This window comes from Exiguobacterium sp. s168 (assembly GCF_018619035.1).
GTDB lineage: Bacteria > Bacillota > Bacilli > Exiguobacteriales > Exiguobacteriaceae > Exiguobacterium_A > Exiguobacterium_A acetylicum.
Genome location: NZ_JACSNE010000007.1, coordinates 65,019 through 82,643 on the forward strand (window position 1 = coordinate 65,019; position 17,625 = coordinate 82,643).

General features: G+C 48.0%; 20 protein-coding genes and 2 riboswitches. Of the genes, 7 read left to right on the forward strand and 13 right to left on the reverse strand.

Annotated elements, in window-relative coordinates:
• Positions 1 to 10 precede the first annotated feature (10 nt).
• From KNQ15_RS06405 to KNQ15_RS06415, 3 genes are read right to left on the reverse strand one after another with little or no spacing between them, the layout of a single operon-like run.
• Positions 11 to 829, reverse strand: a complete 819-nt coding sequence (locus tag KNQ15_RS06405; protein WP_029342773.1) for a MetQ/NlpA family ABC transporter substrate-binding protein — start codon at positions 827 to 829, stop codon at positions 11 to 13.
• 19 nt (positions 830 to 848) lie between these two features.
• Positions 849 to 1,499 carry a methionine ABC transporter permease gene (locus KNQ15_RS06410; RefSeq protein ID WP_023469541.1) on the reverse strand — a complete coding sequence of 217 codons (651 nt, stop codon included), beginning with the start codon at positions 1,497 to 1,499 and terminating at the stop codon, positions 849 to 851.
• Complete coding sequence (locus KNQ15_RS06415; protein WP_214728401.1) at positions 1,489 to 2,517, reverse strand: methionine ABC transporter ATP-binding protein; 1,029 nt, start codon at positions 2,515 to 2,517, stop codon at positions 1,489 to 1,491. The genes KNQ15_RS06410 and KNQ15_RS06415 overlap by 11 nt, the downstream gene beginning before the upstream one ends.
• Before the next feature lie 86 nt (positions 2,518 to 2,603).
• A riboswitch (SAM riboswitch) is annotated at positions 2,604 to 2,707 on the reverse strand.
• Between the two features lie 249 nt (positions 2,708 to 2,956).
• A riboswitch (SAM riboswitch) is annotated at positions 2,957 to 3,058 on the forward strand.
• A 67-nt stretch (positions 3,059 to 3,125) separates the two neighbouring features.
• On the opposite strand from KNQ15_RS06415, the gene KNQ15_RS06420 reads away from it, so the two are divergent.
• On the forward strand, positions 3,126 to 3,884 hold the full coding sequence (locus KNQ15_RS06420) for an alpha/beta hydrolase (RefSeq protein WP_251137616.1): 759 nt from the start codon (positions 3,126 to 3,128) through the stop codon (positions 3,882 to 3,884).
• Between the two features lie 81 nt (positions 3,885 to 3,965).
• On the opposite strand, the gene KNQ15_RS06425 is transcribed toward KNQ15_RS06420, so the two are convergent.
• The gene (locus tag KNQ15_RS06425) at positions 3,966 to 4,580 is read right to left on the reverse strand and encodes a thymidine kinase (protein WP_035410895.1); all 615 of its coding nucleotides are present in this window, start codon (positions 4,578 to 4,580) and stop codon (positions 3,966 to 3,968) included.
• Between the two features lie 183 nt (positions 4,581 to 4,763).
• Between KNQ15_RS06425 and KNQ15_RS06430 the strand changes: the two genes are divergently transcribed.
• Complete coding sequence (locus KNQ15_RS06430) at positions 4,764 to 5,414, forward strand: DedA family protein (RefSeq protein WP_052019115.1); 651 nt, start codon at positions 4,764 to 4,766, stop codon at positions 5,412 to 5,414.
• A 35-nt stretch (positions 5,415 to 5,449) separates the two neighbouring features.
• Here KNQ15_RS06430 and KNQ15_RS06435 read toward each other — a convergent pair whose 3' ends face one another.
• Both KNQ15_RS06435 and rho read right to left on the reverse strand, forming a co-directional pair.
• On the reverse strand, positions 5,450 to 5,695 hold the full coding sequence (locus tag KNQ15_RS06435) for a type B 50S ribosomal protein L31 (protein WP_023469546.1): 246 nt from the start codon (positions 5,693 to 5,695) through the stop codon (positions 5,450 to 5,452).
• A gap of 91 nt (positions 5,696 to 5,786) precedes the next feature.
• On the reverse strand, positions 5,787 to 7,160 hold the full coding sequence (rho, locus tag KNQ15_RS06440; protein WP_056064138.1) for a transcription termination factor Rho: 1,374 nt from the start codon (positions 7,158 to 7,160) through the stop codon (positions 5,787 to 5,789).
• 355 nt (positions 7,161 to 7,515) lie between these two features.
• Between rho and KNQ15_RS06445 the strand changes: the two genes are divergently transcribed.
• Positions 7,516 to 8,193, forward strand: a complete 678-nt coding sequence (locus KNQ15_RS06445; protein WP_214728403.1) for a C40 family peptidase — start codon at positions 7,516 to 7,518, stop codon at positions 8,191 to 8,193.
• Between the two features lie 399 nt (positions 8,194 to 8,592).
• On the opposite strand, the gene glpX is transcribed toward KNQ15_RS06445, so the two are convergent.
• The 5 genes from glpX to KNQ15_RS06470 all read right to left on the reverse strand — a co-directional run bounded on the left by glpX (position 8,593) and on the right by KNQ15_RS06470 (position 13,030).
• A complete protein-coding gene (glpX, locus tag KNQ15_RS06450; RefSeq protein WP_035410722.1) occupies positions 8,593 to 9,558 on the reverse strand; it encodes a class II fructose-bisphosphatase in 966 nt (321 codons plus the stop codon).
• Positions 9,559 to 9,590: 32 nt separating this feature from the next.
• Entirely contained in the window at positions 9,591 to 10,838 is a 1,248-nt protein-coding gene (gene murA, locus KNQ15_RS06455) for a UDP-N-acetylglucosamine 1-carboxyvinyltransferase (RefSeq protein ID WP_214728405.1), read from the reverse strand.
• A 28-nt stretch (positions 10,839 to 10,866) separates the two neighbouring features.
• Entirely contained in the window at positions 10,867 to 11,514 is a 648-nt protein-coding gene (gene fsa, locus KNQ15_RS06460) for a fructose-6-phosphate aldolase (protein ID WP_023469552.1), read from the reverse strand.
• A gap of 154 nt (positions 11,515 to 11,668) precedes the next feature.
• Entirely contained in the window at positions 11,669 to 12,523 is an 855-nt protein-coding gene (gene fba, locus KNQ15_RS06465) for a class II fructose-1,6-bisphosphate aldolase (protein WP_214728407.1), read from the reverse strand.
• 132 nt (positions 12,524 to 12,655) lie between these two features.
• Positions 12,656 to 13,030, reverse strand: coding sequence for a response regulator (locus tag KNQ15_RS06470; protein WP_214728409.1), 375 nt, complete (start codon positions 13,028 to 13,030; stop codon positions 12,656 to 12,658).
• 94 nt (positions 13,031 to 13,124) lie between these two features.
• On the opposite strand from KNQ15_RS06470, the gene KNQ15_RS06475 reads away from it, so the two are divergent.
• Positions 13,125 to 13,634 carry a DUF2529 family protein gene (locus KNQ15_RS06475; protein ID WP_035395788.1) on the forward strand — a complete coding sequence of 170 codons (510 nt, stop codon included), beginning with the start codon at positions 13,125 to 13,127 and terminating at the stop codon, positions 13,632 to 13,634.
• Between the two features lie 102 nt (positions 13,635 to 13,736).
• Here the strand turns inward: KNQ15_RS06475 and KNQ15_RS06480 are convergent, their stop codons facing one another.
• On the reverse strand, positions 13,737 to 15,332 hold the full coding sequence (locus KNQ15_RS06480; protein ID WP_023469561.1) for a CTP synthase: 1,596 nt from the start codon (positions 15,330 to 15,332) through the stop codon (positions 13,737 to 13,739).
• 270 nt (positions 15,333 to 15,602) lie between these two features.
• Positions 15,603 to 16,127: a DNA-directed RNA polymerase subunit delta gene (gene rpoE / locus KNQ15_RS06485; protein ID WP_023469562.1), complete on the reverse strand. Its 525-nt coding sequence runs from the start codon at positions 16,125 to 16,127 to the stop codon at positions 15,603 to 15,605.
• Between the two features lie 194 nt (positions 16,128 to 16,321).
• Here rpoE and KNQ15_RS06490 point away from each other — a divergent pair, with 194 nt between their 5' ends.
• The 3 genes from KNQ15_RS06490 (at position 16,322) to KNQ15_RS06500 (ending at position 17,622) form a co-directional block, all read left to right on the forward strand.
• A complete protein-coding gene (locus KNQ15_RS06490) occupies positions 16,322 to 16,765 on the forward strand; it encodes a GNAT family N-acetyltransferase (protein ID WP_214728411.1) in 444 nt (147 codons plus the stop codon).
• Between the two features lie 45 nt (positions 16,766 to 16,810).
• Positions 16,811 to 17,128: an ArsR/SmtB family transcription factor gene (locus KNQ15_RS06495; protein ID WP_023469564.1), complete on the forward strand. Its 318-nt coding sequence runs from the start codon at positions 16,811 to 16,813 to the stop codon at positions 17,126 to 17,128.
• 65 nt (positions 17,129 to 17,193) lie between these two features.
• Positions 17,194 to 17,622, forward strand: a complete 429-nt coding sequence (locus KNQ15_RS06500) for a DMT family transporter (RefSeq protein ID WP_023469565.1) — start codon at positions 17,194 to 17,196, stop codon at positions 17,620 to 17,622.
• Positions 17,623 to 17,625: the final 3 nt, after the last annotated feature.

Consider the following 17,625-nt stretch of genomic DNA (forward strand, 5'->3'; position numbering starts at 1 on the left):
CCTTTTGAAATTATTCGCCGATATCGCTCAGTGGAACGAACGTCGGGATCGTACTGCCTTTGTATTCTTTTTTGATGAAGGCCGCGACATCTTTTTGTTGATACAGCGATGCGATTTTTTTCAGTTCTTTTTTGTTCTTGTCTTCTGTTCGTGTTGCGATGATGTTGATGTATGGTTTTGCTGTCTCGTTCTCATGAACGATTGAGTCCTTGATCGGGTTGAAGCCAGCGTCAACGGCGATGCCATTGTTGATGATTGATGCCGCGACGTCCGGTAAGACGCGTGGCGTTTGTCCAGCGACGATCGGAACGATTTTCAGCTTTTTCGGATTCTCGACGATCTTATCGACCGAACCGTTGCCATCGAAGTCGTCCGGTAGCTTGATCAGACCTGCTTCTTGCAGTAACAAGAGGGCGCGTCCCATGTTCGTCGCTTCGTTCGGAACAGCGATTTTTCCGCCAGTTGGAATGTCTTTGACATCCTTGTATTTATCCGAGTAGATCCCCATCGGTGCGATGACAGTCGTCGCAATCGGCGATAGCTTCAAGTTATGTTCTTTCTTGAAAGCGTTGAAGTAGGAAATCGTCTGGAAGGCATTGGCGTCGATCTCACCCTCAGCCAGTGCCATGTTCGGCTGGACATAATCGGAGAACTTGACGAGTTCGATTTTGATGCCTTCCTTCTCTGCTTTTTTCGCGACATAATCCCAAACTTGTGTGTCTGAACCGCTGACACCGAGCTTGATCGTCTTTTCGTCTTCTCCTGATGCTGCGCACCCGGCAAATAAAATCGTCGTGAGTGTTGCTCCAATTGCTACTGCTTTTTTCATGGCTGAATCGCTCCCTTGATTAATGTCTTCTGATTTTTCGTGCGACGATGTTGCCTGTCGTCTGTAAGCCTTGGACTAAGATGACGAGAATCCCGACCGTGATGATCATGACTTTCGTATCAAACCGTTGATAGCCGTAAGTAATTGCTAAGTCACCCAAACCGCCACCACCGATGGCGCCTGCCATCGCCGACGCCCCGATCAAGCCGACCGTCGCGATCGTTAAGTTCAGGATGAGTGAACCGAGTGCTTCCGGTAGGAGGAAGCGGAAAATCGTTTGAAACGGTGTCGCGCCCATCGCTTCTGCTGCTTCAAGAACGCCTTTATCGACTTCGAGTAAAGAACTCTCGATCAGACGCGCCATGTACGGTGCAGCGTAAAAGACGAGCGGAACGATTGCGGCTTCTGTTCCGATCGATGTCTGAACGATCAAGCGCGTCAACGGGATGATCGCGACGAGTAAGATGATGAACGGAATCGAGCGGAAAATATTGACGATACTGTTGAAGAACGTGAACAACGGAACATTTTCAAGTAACGCTCCTTTTCGCGTGACGACAAGCAGGATACCGAGTGGTAAGCCGATCAAGGTCGAGAACAAGAGCGAAACGGATACCATCGTCATCGTCTGCAAGAATGCTGTCCAGATATCACTGTAGTTAACTAGCATCAGCGAGCACCTCCTCAACGGTTACCTGCGCCTGATCGATGTAGTGTAACGCTCGTTTCACTTCTGTCGTCTCACCGATCAGTTCAACGAGTAATGTGCCGAACGGCGTATCCTGCAACTCCGTGATGCTACCGTGCAGGATATTGACATCGACGTCGAAGCGTTTTGCGACTTGCGATAAGAGTGGTTGTCCGGTGTGATGTCCAAGGAAGTGAATCTTATAGATTGGATTCGCATTCCGGGACTCGATCAACTGACGAATCGACGCTGGAATCTCGTCATGCATGACGGAGCGAACGAAATTTTTCGCTGTCTCAGTCTGCGGGTTTGAAAAGACATCAAAGACCGTTCCTGACTCGATCAACTTTCCAGCTTCAATGACGGCGACCCGGTCGCAAATCTCCCGGATGACGCCCATCTCGTGGGTGATCAAGAGAATCGTGATCCCGTACTCGGCATTGATCCGTTTTAATAACTGAAGAATATGATGTGTCGTCTGGGGATCAAGTGCTGACGTCGCTTCGTCACATAAAAGGACGGAAGGTTGCGTCGCGAGTGCCCGGGCGATACCAACGCGCTGTTTCTGCCCACCCGACAATTGATCCGGATAATGATCTGCTTTGTCCGCGAGATCGACGAATTCGAGTAACTCCGTCACCCGGCGGCGAATTTCGTCTTTCTTGACGCCTGCGAGAACGAGTGGTTTCGCGACATTCGTAAAGACCGTGTTCGCATTCAACAGATTGAAGTGCTGAAAGATCATCCCGATCCGTTGTTTTGCTTGGCGTAACTTTTTCGGAGACAGTTGCGTTAAATCTTCCCCATCGACCGTCACCGTTCCTGACGTCGGTCGTTCTAACAGATTGACGCAGCGGAGCAGTGAACTTTTTCCGGCACCGCTAAAACCGATGACCCCAAAGATTTCACCTTTTTCGATCGTCAGGTCGACACCGTCGAGCGCTGCAATCGTCTGATCTTTCGTGACGTACGTTTTTTTGACTTGATGAAATGCAATCATTCCGTTTTCCCCCTTCATTCAACAAAAAAGGTCCCTTCTTGAGAAACAAGAAGAGACCTGGATCCGCACAGTGGCAGAATCCACTCCACTCATCTCTCAGACATCTGTCTGATGGAATTGGCACAGTGCTCATAATGAGTCTGTTGCCGAGGTTTCGTAGGGCCAGTCCCTCCACCTCTCTGGATAAGTATTGCGGTATGAAATTCGTATGTGTGTTGTTGTGTTGTTGCTTATGTCGTAAAACTAATTTTTACATTACGGGTCGAACCTTTAAAAGTCAACCAACTTTTCAAAAATAATCCATTTGGCGCATATCGATGGATGAACAAGTTATGAGTTAGCTTACTGAACGGATCATGATTCGTCAAGAACGATTTGACAAGTCATTTTCGGTCGTGCTACCATCGTTTCAATGATTAATCCGACAATTCCAATATGATATTTATCAAGAGTGAACGAGAGACCTGGCTCTATGACTTCACGGCAACCTGCAATCTGTAAGGTGCTCCGACCAGCAAAGCGCGGCTTTGGATGATACGGTGAAAAACTCGTGGGCGTCCAAGCAGTGACGTCGACGAGTTTTTTTCATGAATGGAGGAAAAATAGTAATGATGAACTATCCTGTATTGACTGGTGCTGAAGCATTTTATCTTCAAGGTGGACCGATCGGCATTCTAATCTGTCATGGTTTTAACGCCACTCCGCAGAGTGTCCGGGACGTCGGTGAGGCATTTGCTGCCGAAGGTTTTACCGTCTATGCCCCGCGCTTACGTGGACATGGAACGAACGTCCGCGAGTTTGAACAATCGACTGCTCGATGTTGGAAGCAAAGCCTGCAAGACGGCTATGAACGTTTACAAGAAACATGCGATCAAGTCTTCGTCATCGGTCAATCGATGGGTGCGACGCTTGCGTTGTCGCTCGCTGCTGACGGCATTCCGTTTGCCGGCATCATTACGATCAATGCCGCACTCTCCGTTCCATCCTATGAAGCACTTTCGTTCGAGGACGGTCCACAGTACTTACCGGAAGGGGCACCGGACATTAAGCGAGCAGCCTTCGAAATCATTTATGACCTCGTTCCGAGCCGTTGTGCGTTCGAACTCGTCCGTCTAATGGATGAGACAAAAGGACGCCTCGGATCCATTCTCCTGCCGACATTGATTCTCTACTCGGCGACCGATCACGTCGTTCCGCCGTCGAGCTCGGATTATCTGCACCAGCACATCGGGACGAATGATAAACGAATCTACTGTCTCCTCAACTCGTACCACGTCGCGACCCTCGATCATGATCAGGATTTGATCGTGCGTGAGACGATTCGTTTCATCGAACGCTCGAGTCGTTTCTCACAGGAAACGGGATAAAAAAAAACAGCTATTCGTCTTCACTTAGAAGCGAACAGCTGTTACATCAAAGGACGACCATCATCGGTTCGTCTTTTTTGTTTATCCTTTTTGGTGTTGCATCGTTTGGAGCGGCTTCGGCTTTCCTGGCACTTCATGGCAGTGGCGGCACCGTGGCTCATACGATTCTGAAGCGCCGACTAAAATGATCGGATCATCATAGTTCGCTGGTTTTCCATCAATCAAACGTTGTGTCCGGGAAGCCGGATCGCCACATGAGAGACAGATCGCCTGAAGTTTCGTCACAAATTCTGCGCGCGCCAGTAATTCCGGCATCTTGCCAAACGGCTCTGCCCGGAAATCCTGATCGAGTCCTGCACAAATGACGCGTTTTCCGTCTTGCGCAAGTGCTTCGATGACTTGAACGATCTCATCATCAAAGAATTGAACTTCATCAATTCCGACAATTTGTGTTTCTTCCGCTACTGCTGCATAGAGATCACGACTCGTCGCCATTGGAATCGCCACGACGGAATTTCCGATGTGAGAGACGACATGCTCTTCATGGTACCGGTCGTCGATTGCCGGCTTGAATACTTGAACGGGCAGTTTGCCGTACTGTGCCCGTCTGACACGACGAATCAACTCTTCCGATTTCCCGGAAAACATACTACCACAAATTACTTCGATCCAGCCGTACTGATTTATTACATGCATCATCGTCCGACACCGTCCTCTAAAAATAGTCACTTTAACGAGTATAGCTCGAAACGGTATTGAGAAAAAGGGTTGACTTCCGGAAATCAAAATTCATTTTTTCTTTACCTAGAATTTTTGTCCTTTCATTCCAACCTTCATCCATTTCCTGTACACTAAAGAAGAAGATTCTCGCGAAAGAAGGTGTCCCCGATTCATCATCTCTTACATGACATTCTGCACCAATATGGCGCCCTTGGTCTTTCCGTCCTTCTCGCAGGTGGTATCGTGGGATTGCCGGTTCCTGATGAGACCTTGCTCGTCCTGTCCGGTTTTTGGATGCATCAAGGCAATCTACCGCTGTTCGGTACGATTCTTGCCGCTTACGCTGGCAGTTGCATCGGAATGACGATTAGCTACGTGCTGGGCTTAAAACTCGGCATGCCCCTGTTGCATCGCGTCGGACCAAAGATGCGCATCTCAGAAAAACACATTCTCTCCGCTGAAGCCGGATTTCGTCGTTACGGCAAATCGGTCTTGATCATCGGTTACTACATACCTGGTCTTCGCCAACTCTCTGCTTTTTTTGCAGGTGTTTCAAAAATGCCGTTTCGCATTTTTGCGAGTTACGCGTATACAGGTGCTTTGATTTGGGTCAGTGTGTTCTTGGGCGCCGGCTACTTTGTTGGTCGTCATATCTCGTTCCATAAAGTCGTCGACTACATCTTGGCACATCCAGATGCCATGCCGTACTTGATCGGGATCGTCGGCGGGATTGCTTTCTCGTTCGTCTTAAAGACGTACCTTACGTACCGTTCGCAATTCAGCCTATACAAAAACAGCCTGCTTCCGTAATGGAGGCAGGCTGTTTTTTAAGAACCGGCAAGTAATTACTTGCGGCCGTATTTTTTGTTGAAGCGATCGACACGACCATCTGCCGCGTTGAACTTTTGACGACCTGTGTAGAATGGGTGCGAGTCTGAAGACACATCCACACGGATGAGTGGGTACTCGTTACCATCTTCCCAAGTGATCGTTTCGTTCGAAGAACGAGTAGAACCGCTTAAGAATTTGTACTCAGTCGTTGAATCCATAAATACTACTTTGTTGTAGTTAGGGTGAATTCCTTGTTTCATGGTTGATTTCTCTCCTTCCGCCCTGGTCCATTTGCTGAGCCAGAGTAAGTTACCTTCCTATACTAAACGATTTTTTTACGCGTCGCAATAGTTATTTTTCCGTCGTTGCTTCCTTCTTGACGGTACGCGGTTTAGCAGGTGCACGTCGGACCGTCTTCTTCTTTTCTTTCTCAAGTTCAGCAAAAAATTCTTCATTATTTTTCGTGTCGCGAATCTTACGCAGGAACGTATCGACGAACTCGTTCGACTCGTTCATCGTCCGACGAATCGTCCAGAGCGCATCGAGTTGCTCTTTCGGAAGCAAGAGTTCTTCCTTCCGCGTACCTGATTTGCGAATGTCGATTGCTGGGAAGATTCGGCGTTCCGACAGCTTACGATCGAGATGTAGCTCCATGTTTCCTGTTCCTTTGAATTCCTCATAGATGACGTCATCCATGCGGGATCCCGTCTCGACGAGTGCCGTCGCAAGAATTGTCAAACTGCCACCATGTTCGATGTTTCGCGCCGCACCAAAGAACCGTTTTGGTTTGTGGAACGCTGCTGGGTCAATCCCCCCTGAAAGCGTCCGTCCGCTTTGCGGCACTGTTAAGTTATACGCACGAGTCAAACGCGTGATCGAATCCATCAAGATGACGACATCTTTTTTATGTTCGACAAGTCGCATCGCCCGTTCAAGGACAAGTTCAGAAATCCGCACATGGTTGTCCGGTGTTTCGTCGAACGTTGAACTGACGACGTCTGCTCCCGGAACTGAACGCTCGATGTCAGTTACTTCCTCTGGTCGCTCATCGATCAATAGAATGATCAGCTCGACATCCGGATGATTCTCTTGAATCGAGTTTGCGATTTCTTTGAGGAGTGACGTCTTCCCTGCTTTTGGTGGTGCGACGATCAAACCGCGTTGTCCAAACCCAACTGGTGCAATCATATCCATGACACGAACCGATAAATGACGCGGCTCTGTCTCAAGACGCATTAAACGATCCGGATAGATCGGTGTCAGCGCCGGGAAGAACAAACGGTTACGCGCTGTATCCGGTGCTTCGCCGTTGACGGCTTCCACACTAAGTAACCCTTGGAAACGTTCGTTTTCCTTCGGTGGGCGTACTTTACCTGTGACGACATCACCATTACGTAGATTGAAGCGTCGGATTTGAGAAGCGGCGATATAGATATCTTCAGAGGATTGGGAATAATTGATAGGGCGAAGGAAGCCGAAGCCACCATCGTTTTGCATTTGTGGATTACCAGGGATGACTTCAAGTACCCCTTCGAGGAAATAAAGACCTGTTGATTCCGCCTGTGCTTTTAGAATCTTGAACATCAACTCACGCTTACGGGCTTCCCGATATTGCGGGACATTCTTCGTCTTTGCGATTTCATATAATTCTTTTAATGTCAGCTGGCTCAATTGAGCCAAAGTATAGGAACGTTCAGGTTTATCTTTTTTATCAGTTGTTGGCATGTTTTTCACCTATTCTTTATAAATTCAACTGCATTCAGCATACTTCCATACATACATCAGGAGGTATGTAATTTCTTTCGTGAACTAAAGGTATCATATTTTTTTAAATTCGTCGTCAACAATCCTTTGCGTTTCTTACTTTGTAATATTCAAGGATATTATTTCAGTTATGTTACAAAAGCATCTATTTTGTCTTCTAACTGAAAAAACGTTTTTAAGGGCGCACATGCTAAGATATTCCTGCAGACAAAATTCTTACACAGTTGTAAGGTTCACTGCTTAATTACACACTTAATGATTTCATCATATAACTTACGGACGCAACACAGTACATTAAAACGGAGGAATTCTTAACATGAAACGTTTTCTAGCATCGATCGCGACAGCAGCCTTAGTGGTTTCAGGTTTTACATCAGTGGGTACAGGTAAAGTTGAAGCAGCAACAGTCACGAAAGTCAAGATCACGGACAACGGTCTTCGTGTTCGGACAGCTCCTTCTACGAAAGCAAGCATCGTCGGGAAAGTCAACGCTGGTCAAGTCTTTACATACAAAGGCAAATCAGGCAGCTGGACAAAAATCTCATACGGCGGTAAAACACGTTATGTCTTCTCACAATACACAAAGACATACAAATCATCTTCAAGCGCTAAAAAATCAACAAGCACATCTTCTAAACGGACGAAAATCCTGAACGAAGCAGCAAAACATAAAGGTACACCATACGTATGGGGCGGAACAACGACTCGTGGATTCGACTGCTCTGGTTTCACAAGCTACGTTTACAAGAAAGCGGCTGGTAAAACATTGCCACGTACGTCTTCTTCACAATATTCTTCTTCTAAGAAAGTCCGCGTTTCAAGCGTACAACCAGGAGATCTTGTCTTCTTCTCACACGGTAGCGGCATTCAACACGTCGGGATCGCAACAAGCAAGTCAAGCATGGTTAACTCAGAAACAGGTGGCGTTAAATACTCAAGCTTCAAATCAGGGTACTGGGGTTCACGCCTTGTCGGCGCAGGATCTTACCTTTAATTCATCATCTCAAAGCGGTTGAGCATTGGCTCAATCGCTTTTTTTCATCTTATTCAATTCATAAGAAGGAAATAGGATGCATGTCTTCATCACAGGTGCTTCAAGAGGTCTTAGTCGTGAATTCGCTTATCTGTACGATAATGAAATCACGTCCTGCTCGTCAAACGTGAGACAATGCTCTTCAAAACGAAATTTCATGTCGAGCGATTTGGAGGCACTGCAATCTTCCCATACGATTTAACGAAGCGGAAAACGTTAGCACGTTTCCTTTTCCTCTAGGAGTTGAGGATGAACGTCTTGATTCCTAGAAACATAGCAAAAAGAGTTGGTGTTTCGGAAATTATCCGAAACACCAACTCTTTTTTATCGATCAAGTCCTCACGTATGAGTCCGTCTCTTTTACTTAATGACAAGCTTCGGTTTTTTCTTAAACGAGTGAATGCCTTCAACGAAACGAACCGTTCCGGATTTCGCACGCATGACGACAGAGTGTGTCTGACCGCCTTGTGCCGTGAACTGGACACCTTTCATCAACTCACTGTCCGTGACCCCTGTCGCAGCAAAGATACAGTCGTCTCCTGCGACGAGATCGTCCATCATGAGAATCTTCGATGGATCTTCGATGCCCATCTTCTTACAACGTTCGATCTCGGCATCGTCTGCTGGTAACAAGCGCCCTTGGAGCTCTCCACCGAGACACTTCAAGGCAACGGCAGCAAGAACGCCTTCCGGTGCGCCACCTGAACCGAGCAAGATATCAATCCCTGTATGCGGGAACGCCGTATTGATCGCACCAGCAACGTCACCGTCACCAATCAAGCGAATCCGTGCCCCTGTTGCCCGAATCCGTTGAATGATTTCTTCATGACGTTCGCGATCAAGGATCGAGACGACGACGTCTTCGATTTCCTTGTTCTTCGCCTTTGCGACGGCTGCGATGTTTTCTTCAATCGTCGCATCCAGACTGATGTGTCCTGCTGCTTCCGGACCAACTGCAATCTTATCCATGTACATGTCCGGTGCATGGAGTAAATCTCCCGCATCCGCAACAGCGAGGACAGCAAGTGCGCCCCATGTTCCTTTTGCGACGATATTCGTTCCTTCGAGCGGATCGACAGCGACGTCAAGTCGTGGTCCATACCCATTTCCTAGCTTTTCTCCAATGTAAAGCATCGGTGCTTCATCCATCTCGCCTTCCCCGATGACGACGGTTCCTTTCATCGGAATCGTATCGAAGACATCACGCATCGCGCTTGTTGCCGCATCATCCGCTTCATTCTTCAATCCTTTTCCCATCCAGCGTGCAGAGGCAAGTGCTGCCGCCTCCGTGACGCGTACAAGTTCCATTGATAGACTTCTCTCCATGTGTATGTCCCCTCTCCCTTGTTACAAATCGGTCAAATCGTTTCACGCCATACGAGGGCGCCTAGTTCCTTCAACTTCTGATCATATCGTTCGTAACTCTGGTCAAGCACTTCCGCGTGGTGCAATGTCGTCTCCCCTGAAGCGAGAAGTCCCGCCAAGACAAGTGCTGCGCCACCGCGTGGATCTGGTGCCTCGATTTCCGTACCGAGTAAGGATTCGCCACCACGAATGATGATCGAAGCGTCTTCATGCGTGATCCGGGCGTTTAAGCGCCGCAACTCCTGTACATGTCGGAAACGTTGCGGGTACAACTTATCGACAACGATACTCGCTCCTTTCGCTTGCAACAACGCTGCCGAGATGACAGGTTGTAGATCGCTTGGGAATCCACCGTAGTGGAAGACACGAATATCGACCGGCTTCGCCTCCTGGAATGTCGCCGTGACGGAATCATCTGTCACTTCGATCAACGCACCATACCGCTCGAGTTTTTGGATAACGCTCTCGAGATGAAGCGGAATGACGTTATCGACGGTGACGCGCCCAAGTGCAGCGCCCATCGTCAAAAACGTTCCTGCTTCCATCCGGTCTGGAATCAAGGTATGCCGGCAACCACTCAGGCGTGAGACACCTTTGATTCGAATCTCATCCGTTCCTGCCCCTTTGACATTTGCTCCCATGTTCGTCAGCATCGTACTGACGTCGATGACTTCTGGATCATAGGCAGCGTTTTCGATGACAGTCGTTCCTTCAGCGAAGACAGCGACGAGTAAAGCACTGATCGTCGCTCCGAATGACGGAAGATCGAGATAGATTCGGTTTCCGACGAGACGGTCAACGCGCATGTAATGGACGCCCTGCTCGTTACGTACGGAAACACCGAGACGCTCCAGTGCTTTGATGTGTAAATCAATCGGTCGTGGTCCGATGGCATAACCCCCAGGCAGACCGACGACTCCTTGTTTGAATCTGGCCGCCAGAACGCTCATAAGGTAGATCGATCCGCGTAACTTGCGCGTCTCCGCACCAGTTAACGGCATCGATTCAACCCGACTTGGATCAATCGTCACCATATCGCCTTGACGTGTCACGACCGCGCCGAGCGTCTCCAAAATCTCGATCATTGTCGCGACGTCGCCAATTTCCGGCACGCCTTCTAGAACGACCATCTGATCCGTCAGTAGAGCTGCAGCAAGACACGGAATGGCGCTTTGCTTCGAACCACTGATTGATACGGTTCCTTCTAGGCGTTGTTGCCCTACGATATGCAAAATGTCCACGTTCCATCAACCTTTCTCTTCGCTACGATTATTGCTGCGTTTTTTCCCAGTCCGCGAGGAACTTTTCAATTCCTTGCGTCGTGAGTGGGTGGTGTGTGAGTGACTCGATGACCGAGAATGGAATCGTCGCGATGTCTGCGCCCGCAAGAGCAGCGTTCGTCACGTGAACCGGGTTCCGGACCGATGCCGCAATGATTTGTGTCGGAATATCATGTACGACGAAAATTTGAGCAATCGTCTCGACGAGGCCCATTCCATCTTGACCGATGTCATCTAGACGACCGAGGAATGGTGATACGTATGTCGCACCAGCACGGGCTGCGAGTAATGCTTGGTTCGGATTGAAGATCAATGTGACGTTCGTCGTGATCTTCTCTTTTGAAAGTGCTGCGACCGCTTCGAGTCCGGCCGGAGTCATTGGAACCTTAACCGTAATGTTCGGTGCGATCTGGGCAAGTTCCTTCCCTTCGCGAATCATTCCTTCTGCATCAAGCGCGATGACTTCAGCGCTGACAGAGACATCTCCGACGATTTCACAGATTTCACGAAGTCTTGTATGGAAATCGACGCCTTCCTTAGCGACGAGCGATGGATTCGTCGTGACACCATCTAAAATCCCCATTTTATGTGCTTTCTTGATGTCCTCTACGTTTGCTGTGTCAATGAAAAATCTCATCTTTCTCGTTCCCCTTTCATCCCCTGAAATCGCTTACGACTCTATTATAGGTTTTTTTCACGAGAAGTCCTACTGTTTTCCATCGAATACACGTTCATATGATATGAAAAAAGCACGGTAGACCGAAGTCTACCGCACTTTAAAGAGGAGTCGATTAAGCTTTGTTGCTTGAACCGAACTCACGCATCTTACCGATGACAGTTTGTTTGATTGCTTCACGACCTGGTGCGATGAATACGCGTGGGTCATATGCTTCTGGTTTCTCAGCCAACACTTCACGAACGACTTTCGCGAATGCGATTTGGTTCTCTGTGTTAACGTTGATTTTTGAAGTTCCGAGTGAGATCGCTTTTTCGATATCGTGTGTCGGAATTCCAGTTCCACCGTGAAGAACGAGTGGGAGGTTTGTAGCGTCACGGATTTCTTCCATCTCTTTGAATCCGAGGTTTGGTTCACCTTTGTATGGTCCGTGAACAGAACCGAGTGCAGGAGCAAGCGTGTCGATTCCAGTTTCTTTAACGATGCGTACACACTCGTCAAGTTTCGCGTACATGACATCACCGATGACGTCGTCTTCTTGTCCACCAACTGTACCAACTTCCGCTTCAACTGAAACGCCTTTAGCGTGAGCGTATTCAACGACTGCTTTAGTTGTTTCGATGTTTGTGTCAATCGGGCTGTGCGAATCATCGATCATGACAGATGTAAATCCAGCGTCGATCGCTTCTTTACATTTTTCAACGCTCGAACCGTGGTCGAGGTGGATTGCGACTGGAACTGTTACTTTCATGTCGTGTACGAGACCTTCAACCATTTTCACGACAGTGTAGAATCCGCCCATGTGGCGTGCTGCACCTTCAGATACTCCAAGGATAACTGGTGACTGCTCTTCTTGAGCCGCACCGAGAATCGCTTGTGTCCACTCGAGGTTGTTGATGTTGAATTGACCTACTGCATACTTACCTTCGAGAGCTTTGTTTAACATGTCTGTCATAGATACTAATGGCATAATGACATCCTCCTCTGTTTTGATCGCTGCTTACACGAACTCGTGCAATTTCAGACTGATTATAACATACTGATTCATCGGAACGTACAGCATTTCGCTTGGTTTTTTGGTTTGTGACGGCGACGTGAAGGATTAACCGCTTACATCGTGAGAAATTTGCACAGTCACTTCTTTTTTTAATTCGAAGATGTCAAATGGCTTCCCGAAGAAGGCGACGACCCCTAATCGTTTCGCTTCTTCCATCGCTTCTTTTTCATCGAGTGCCGTCATTAAAATCGTCCGGACACGTCGTCCGATCCGGTCCTGATGACGTAAAACCTCGATCCCGGTCCGCCCCGGCATGTTGACATCCATCAACAGCAAATCATATGCCGTTTCTTGTAAATAGACGATCGCTTCCTCTCCATCGACGGCGACGTCCGTTTCATACCCTTCTGCCCGGAACAATTGTGCAAGTAAGTTCCGGATTCCCGGCTCATCCTCGACGATCAACAATCTGCCTTTCATCTCTGCCACTCCCCCTCTAGTTATTTCCATTCTACACTAAAGCAAAACTTGCTTTATACTGTCCTTGAGAGAAATACAGAAAGGGTGAAGAAAAATGATGAAAATCTTAGCTACACAATTCAACGGAAAATTGCAAACGCTCGCAAAACAGGAAGACGAACTATTCGATGTCGTCCGTCTGCTCGCACAAGCGCTCGTCGGAGAAGGCACGGTCTACGTCGATGCCTACGGCGAATGTGAAGGACTCTATCCGATGCTCTCAGAAGGACCGGACCAGATGAAACGGGTTACGAAAATCAAGGATCGAAAGACCTTGCATGCTGTCGATCGTGTCTTGATCTTCACGCCAGATACGGAACGCTCCGACCTTCTCGCTTCTCTTGCCCGCTATGACGCATGGCATACGCCTTATGCGATCGTCACACTCAGTGACGTGACAGAAACGCTCGAGCGTTCGATTGCACCGCTCGCATTGAAGTTTAATAAAGGACTACTTCCGGCAGAGGACGGTTCACGTCACGGACTGCCGAGTCTTGCCCTTTGCGCGTTCCTCTTGACACATATCTTGACACAACTACAAGAGATGACGGAAGAGTGGGATTAACACTTTTCTTCTATAATATGTAGTTCTTAATCTAATCAATCAAAAAGACGCGGTAACCTTCAATAATGCTGAAGGTTACCGCGTCTTTGATTATCTTTCTTTTCATTCACCAAGTGAAGCTTGGATGAAGTCATGGAAGAGCGCTTGTGGGCGTTCTGGACGTGAGATCAATTCTGGGTGGAATTGACACGCGACGAACCATTTGTGTTCTGGAATCTCGATGATCTCAACGAGACGACCGTCTGGGCTCGTACCTGAGAAGACCATGCCGTTCGCTTCGAACTGCTCACGGAATTCGTTACCGAACTCATAACGGTGACGGTGACGTTCGTAGACGAGCTCGCTTGAATACGCGGCACGTGCTTTCGTTCCATCTTCGAGTTTACATGGGTAAAGTCCGAGACGGAGTGTACCACCGAGATCCTCGATGTCTTTTTGTTCTGGCAACAAGTCAATGATTGGGTATGGTGTCGCTGGGTCGATTTCCGCTGAGTGTGCGCCTTCAAGATTGAGTACGTTACGTGCGAATTCAACTGTCGCGAGTTGCATACCGAGACAGATACCGAAGAACGGTACGTTGTTTTCACGTGCAAAACGTGTCGCTTCGATTTTCCCTTCGATTCCGCGTTCTCCAAATCCACCAGGAACGAGAATTCCGTCTGCTGAACCGAGCAATTCGTTGACGTTTTCACGCGTCACGTCTTCTGCGTTGATCCAGTCGATTTCGATGTCACTGTTGAAGGCAAATCCAGCGTGTTTCAATGCTTCTGCGACCGAGATGTACGCATCACGCAATTCGACGTATTTCCCGACGAGTGCGATCTTCGTCGTCTTCTCGAGGTGCGTCACTGTGTGAACGAGTTGTTTCCAAGCCGTCATGTCAGCAGCTGGTGTATCGAACTTGAAGTAGTCACAGACGAGTTGGTCCATGCCTTGACGTTGCAAGTTGAGTGGTACTTCATAGAGTGTCGATGCATCTTGTGCTTCGATGACTGCTTCCGGACGTGTGTCACAGAAGAGAGCAATTTTATCTTTCATCTCTTGTGGGACTGGGTGCTCCGCACGTAAGACGATGATGTCTGGCTGGATACCGTAGCTACGTAGTTCTTTGACACTGTGTTGTGTCGGTTTCGTCTTGAGCTCACCTGCCGCTGCAAGATACGGAACGAGCGTACAGTGAACGTACATGACGTTTTCTTTCCCGATATCGTTTTTCACCTGACGAATGGCTTCGATGAACGGAAGCGATTCGATATCCCCTACTGTTCCACCAATCTCCGTGATGACGACGTCAGCGCCCGTTTCTTTTCCAGCACGGAAGACGCGATCCTTGATTTCGTTCGTGATGTGCGGAATGACTTGAACCGTTCCACCGTTGTAGTCGCCACGGCGTTCCTTCTTGAGGATCGTCGAGTAGATACGTCCAGACGTGACGTTCGCGTTCTGGCTCAAGTTGATGTCGATGAAACGCTCGTAGTGACCAAGGTCAAGGTCCGTCTCTGCGCCATCATCCGTGACGAATACTTCCCCGTGTTGGTACGGGCTCATCGTACCCGGATCGATGTTGATGTACGGGTCGAATTTTTGGATCGTGACGTTGAGGCCACGGTTTTTCAAGAGACGAGCGAGCGATGCAGCGGTGATCCCTTTACCGAGTGACGATACGACGCCACCTGTTACGAAAATATACTTTGTCATGTTAAATATTACTCCCTTCCCTAATTCACATCTCAACAATACAGAGGTGGTAAAAACAAAAAAGCAAAAGTGCCCCCATTGGAATAGGAGACACTTTTGCTGAAATAAGCACGTTGCTTAAAGAAGCCCATGACTAACTTACGTCATTCGGAAAACTTCGTCAAGCCTAATTTTTCAAAGAAAAATTTCCGTGCTCGTTCGTCAGCCGTCAACGAAAAAACTGCCATTTCTATAGGGAAATAGCAGCTGTACAGTTGTGGTTGATCGTGCTTAGACTTCCTCTTCTTCTTCGAAGTCTTCTAAGTCTTCTTCGTCGAGATCATCATCGAGATCATCGATGGCTGCGACTTTTTTGAACGTATCATCGTCTTCGCTGTCGTCAGCTGAATCATAGTCCGCTGTTTTCGCGAATGTATCGAGATCGTCTTCGATCGTCTCGAACTCGTCTTCTTCTGCATCATAGTTGAACTCTTCTTCAAACTCATCGAGTTCTCCACGTTGACGCGCTTCGATGACGAGATCCTCATCCGACTTATCGAACGGATACCAAGCGCGGAGTGACCAACGGTTTGCTCCGACGTTGACGAAGTTTCCGTCGATGTTCATGTCTGTATAGAGTTGAGCAAGTTTCTCGAACTTGTCTTCTTCATCTGTAAACGTATGGTACTTTTCGATTTCTGACGTGATGTCATCGAACGTGATTGGCTGTTCGCCAGCTTCTTGCAACATTTCGTTGACGAATTCGATCAGCGAAAGATCAGTAATCTCTTCTTTACTTAAACGGCTGAGGCTCATTGTGACGGCCACTTCCTTTCATTTGCGTTCAATCCATTACTTCTCATTATACGCAAAACGGCTTTTAAAAATCCAGTCTCTATTTAAAAAAAGCTCGAATTGATTCTCGATTCGTGTTTTTCCTACTCCCGAAAAAGGAATATCCAAGGGAGAAGAAGGAGGAATGACAGATGGAGAAGAAGGAGGAATGACAGATGGAGATGACAATCGAACGGGTCAACGATTTTGATGACTTCAAATGGTTACCAATCTTATCAAAGAGTACACAGGAAGGCTATCCCTTCATCGAACGGATGCTACGTGAACGACGAAACGAGACGTTCCAAGAGGACGGTGAGGCATTGTTCGTTGCCTTATCTCTGTCCGGACACGTCATTGCGTGCGGGGGTTATATGAAACAAACCGACACGAACGACGTCGGTCGAATTCGTCATGTCTATGTCTTACCGGAAATGCGACATCACGGTGTCGGTACGCAACTGCTTGAGAAAATCATCCCAGAAGCGCTGTTGACGTATTCCGAGCTCTGGCTCTATACGGACGATGCCAGTACATTTTATGAACGCTTCGGTTTTGAGCCGTATACGGTAACCAAAGTGACACATCGACTTTTAAAGCATGCATTCGTTCAACCTTAAGTGTCTTGGATTGACATATCGAGAATCATCGATTAGTTTAAGCGTATGACAAATCAAGTGGATCTATTCAAGGCATTATCGAACGAGGTACGTCTTGATATCTTACGCTGGCTCAAGGATCCCGAGACTCATTTCAATAAGCCGACGGCCCATCTCGCGACGAATCTGTCGGACAAGGGAGGCATTTGCGTCGGAGATATCCAAGAGAAGGCGAACTTATCTCAATCGACCGTCTCCCAATATCTTGCGATGTTGCAAAAAGTCGGATTGCTCGAATCCGAACGTCACGGCAAATGGACGTATTACCGGCGAAATGAAGAAAAAATCCAGGAGCTCGCAGCGTACCTCAAAGGAGAACTTTGATCCGTTCTCCTCGCCTTACATATCGACATTTCCCGATATTTAGATTCGTGAAAGGATGAATTCTGTTGAAAATCGTGTATTACGTACTCGCGTTACTTGCGGGTATCGCACTCAGTGTCGAAGGGGCCATCTATGGTGAGCTCGGGAACTTCGTCGGAAAACTCGAAAGTAGCTTTTATAATTTCTTCGCCGGTACGATCATCATCGGACTGATCGTCCTCTTCTTCGGAAAAGGTTCACTCGGCTATACATTCCGCGCACCGAAATGGACCTTGCTCGGTGGTCTACTCGGTAGTATCTACTTGACGATCTTGATCATCAGCATCCCGCTCGTCGGTGTCGGTCTCGCCATGATCAGTGTCATTATTGGACAAATGATTGCCAGCATGGTCATTGAACATTACGGCTGGCTCGGTAGTCCGAAACGTCCAATCAATCGTGACAAGCTGACAGCTTCTGCTTTGATGCTCGTCGCTCTATTTCTTATCTTTTAAGGA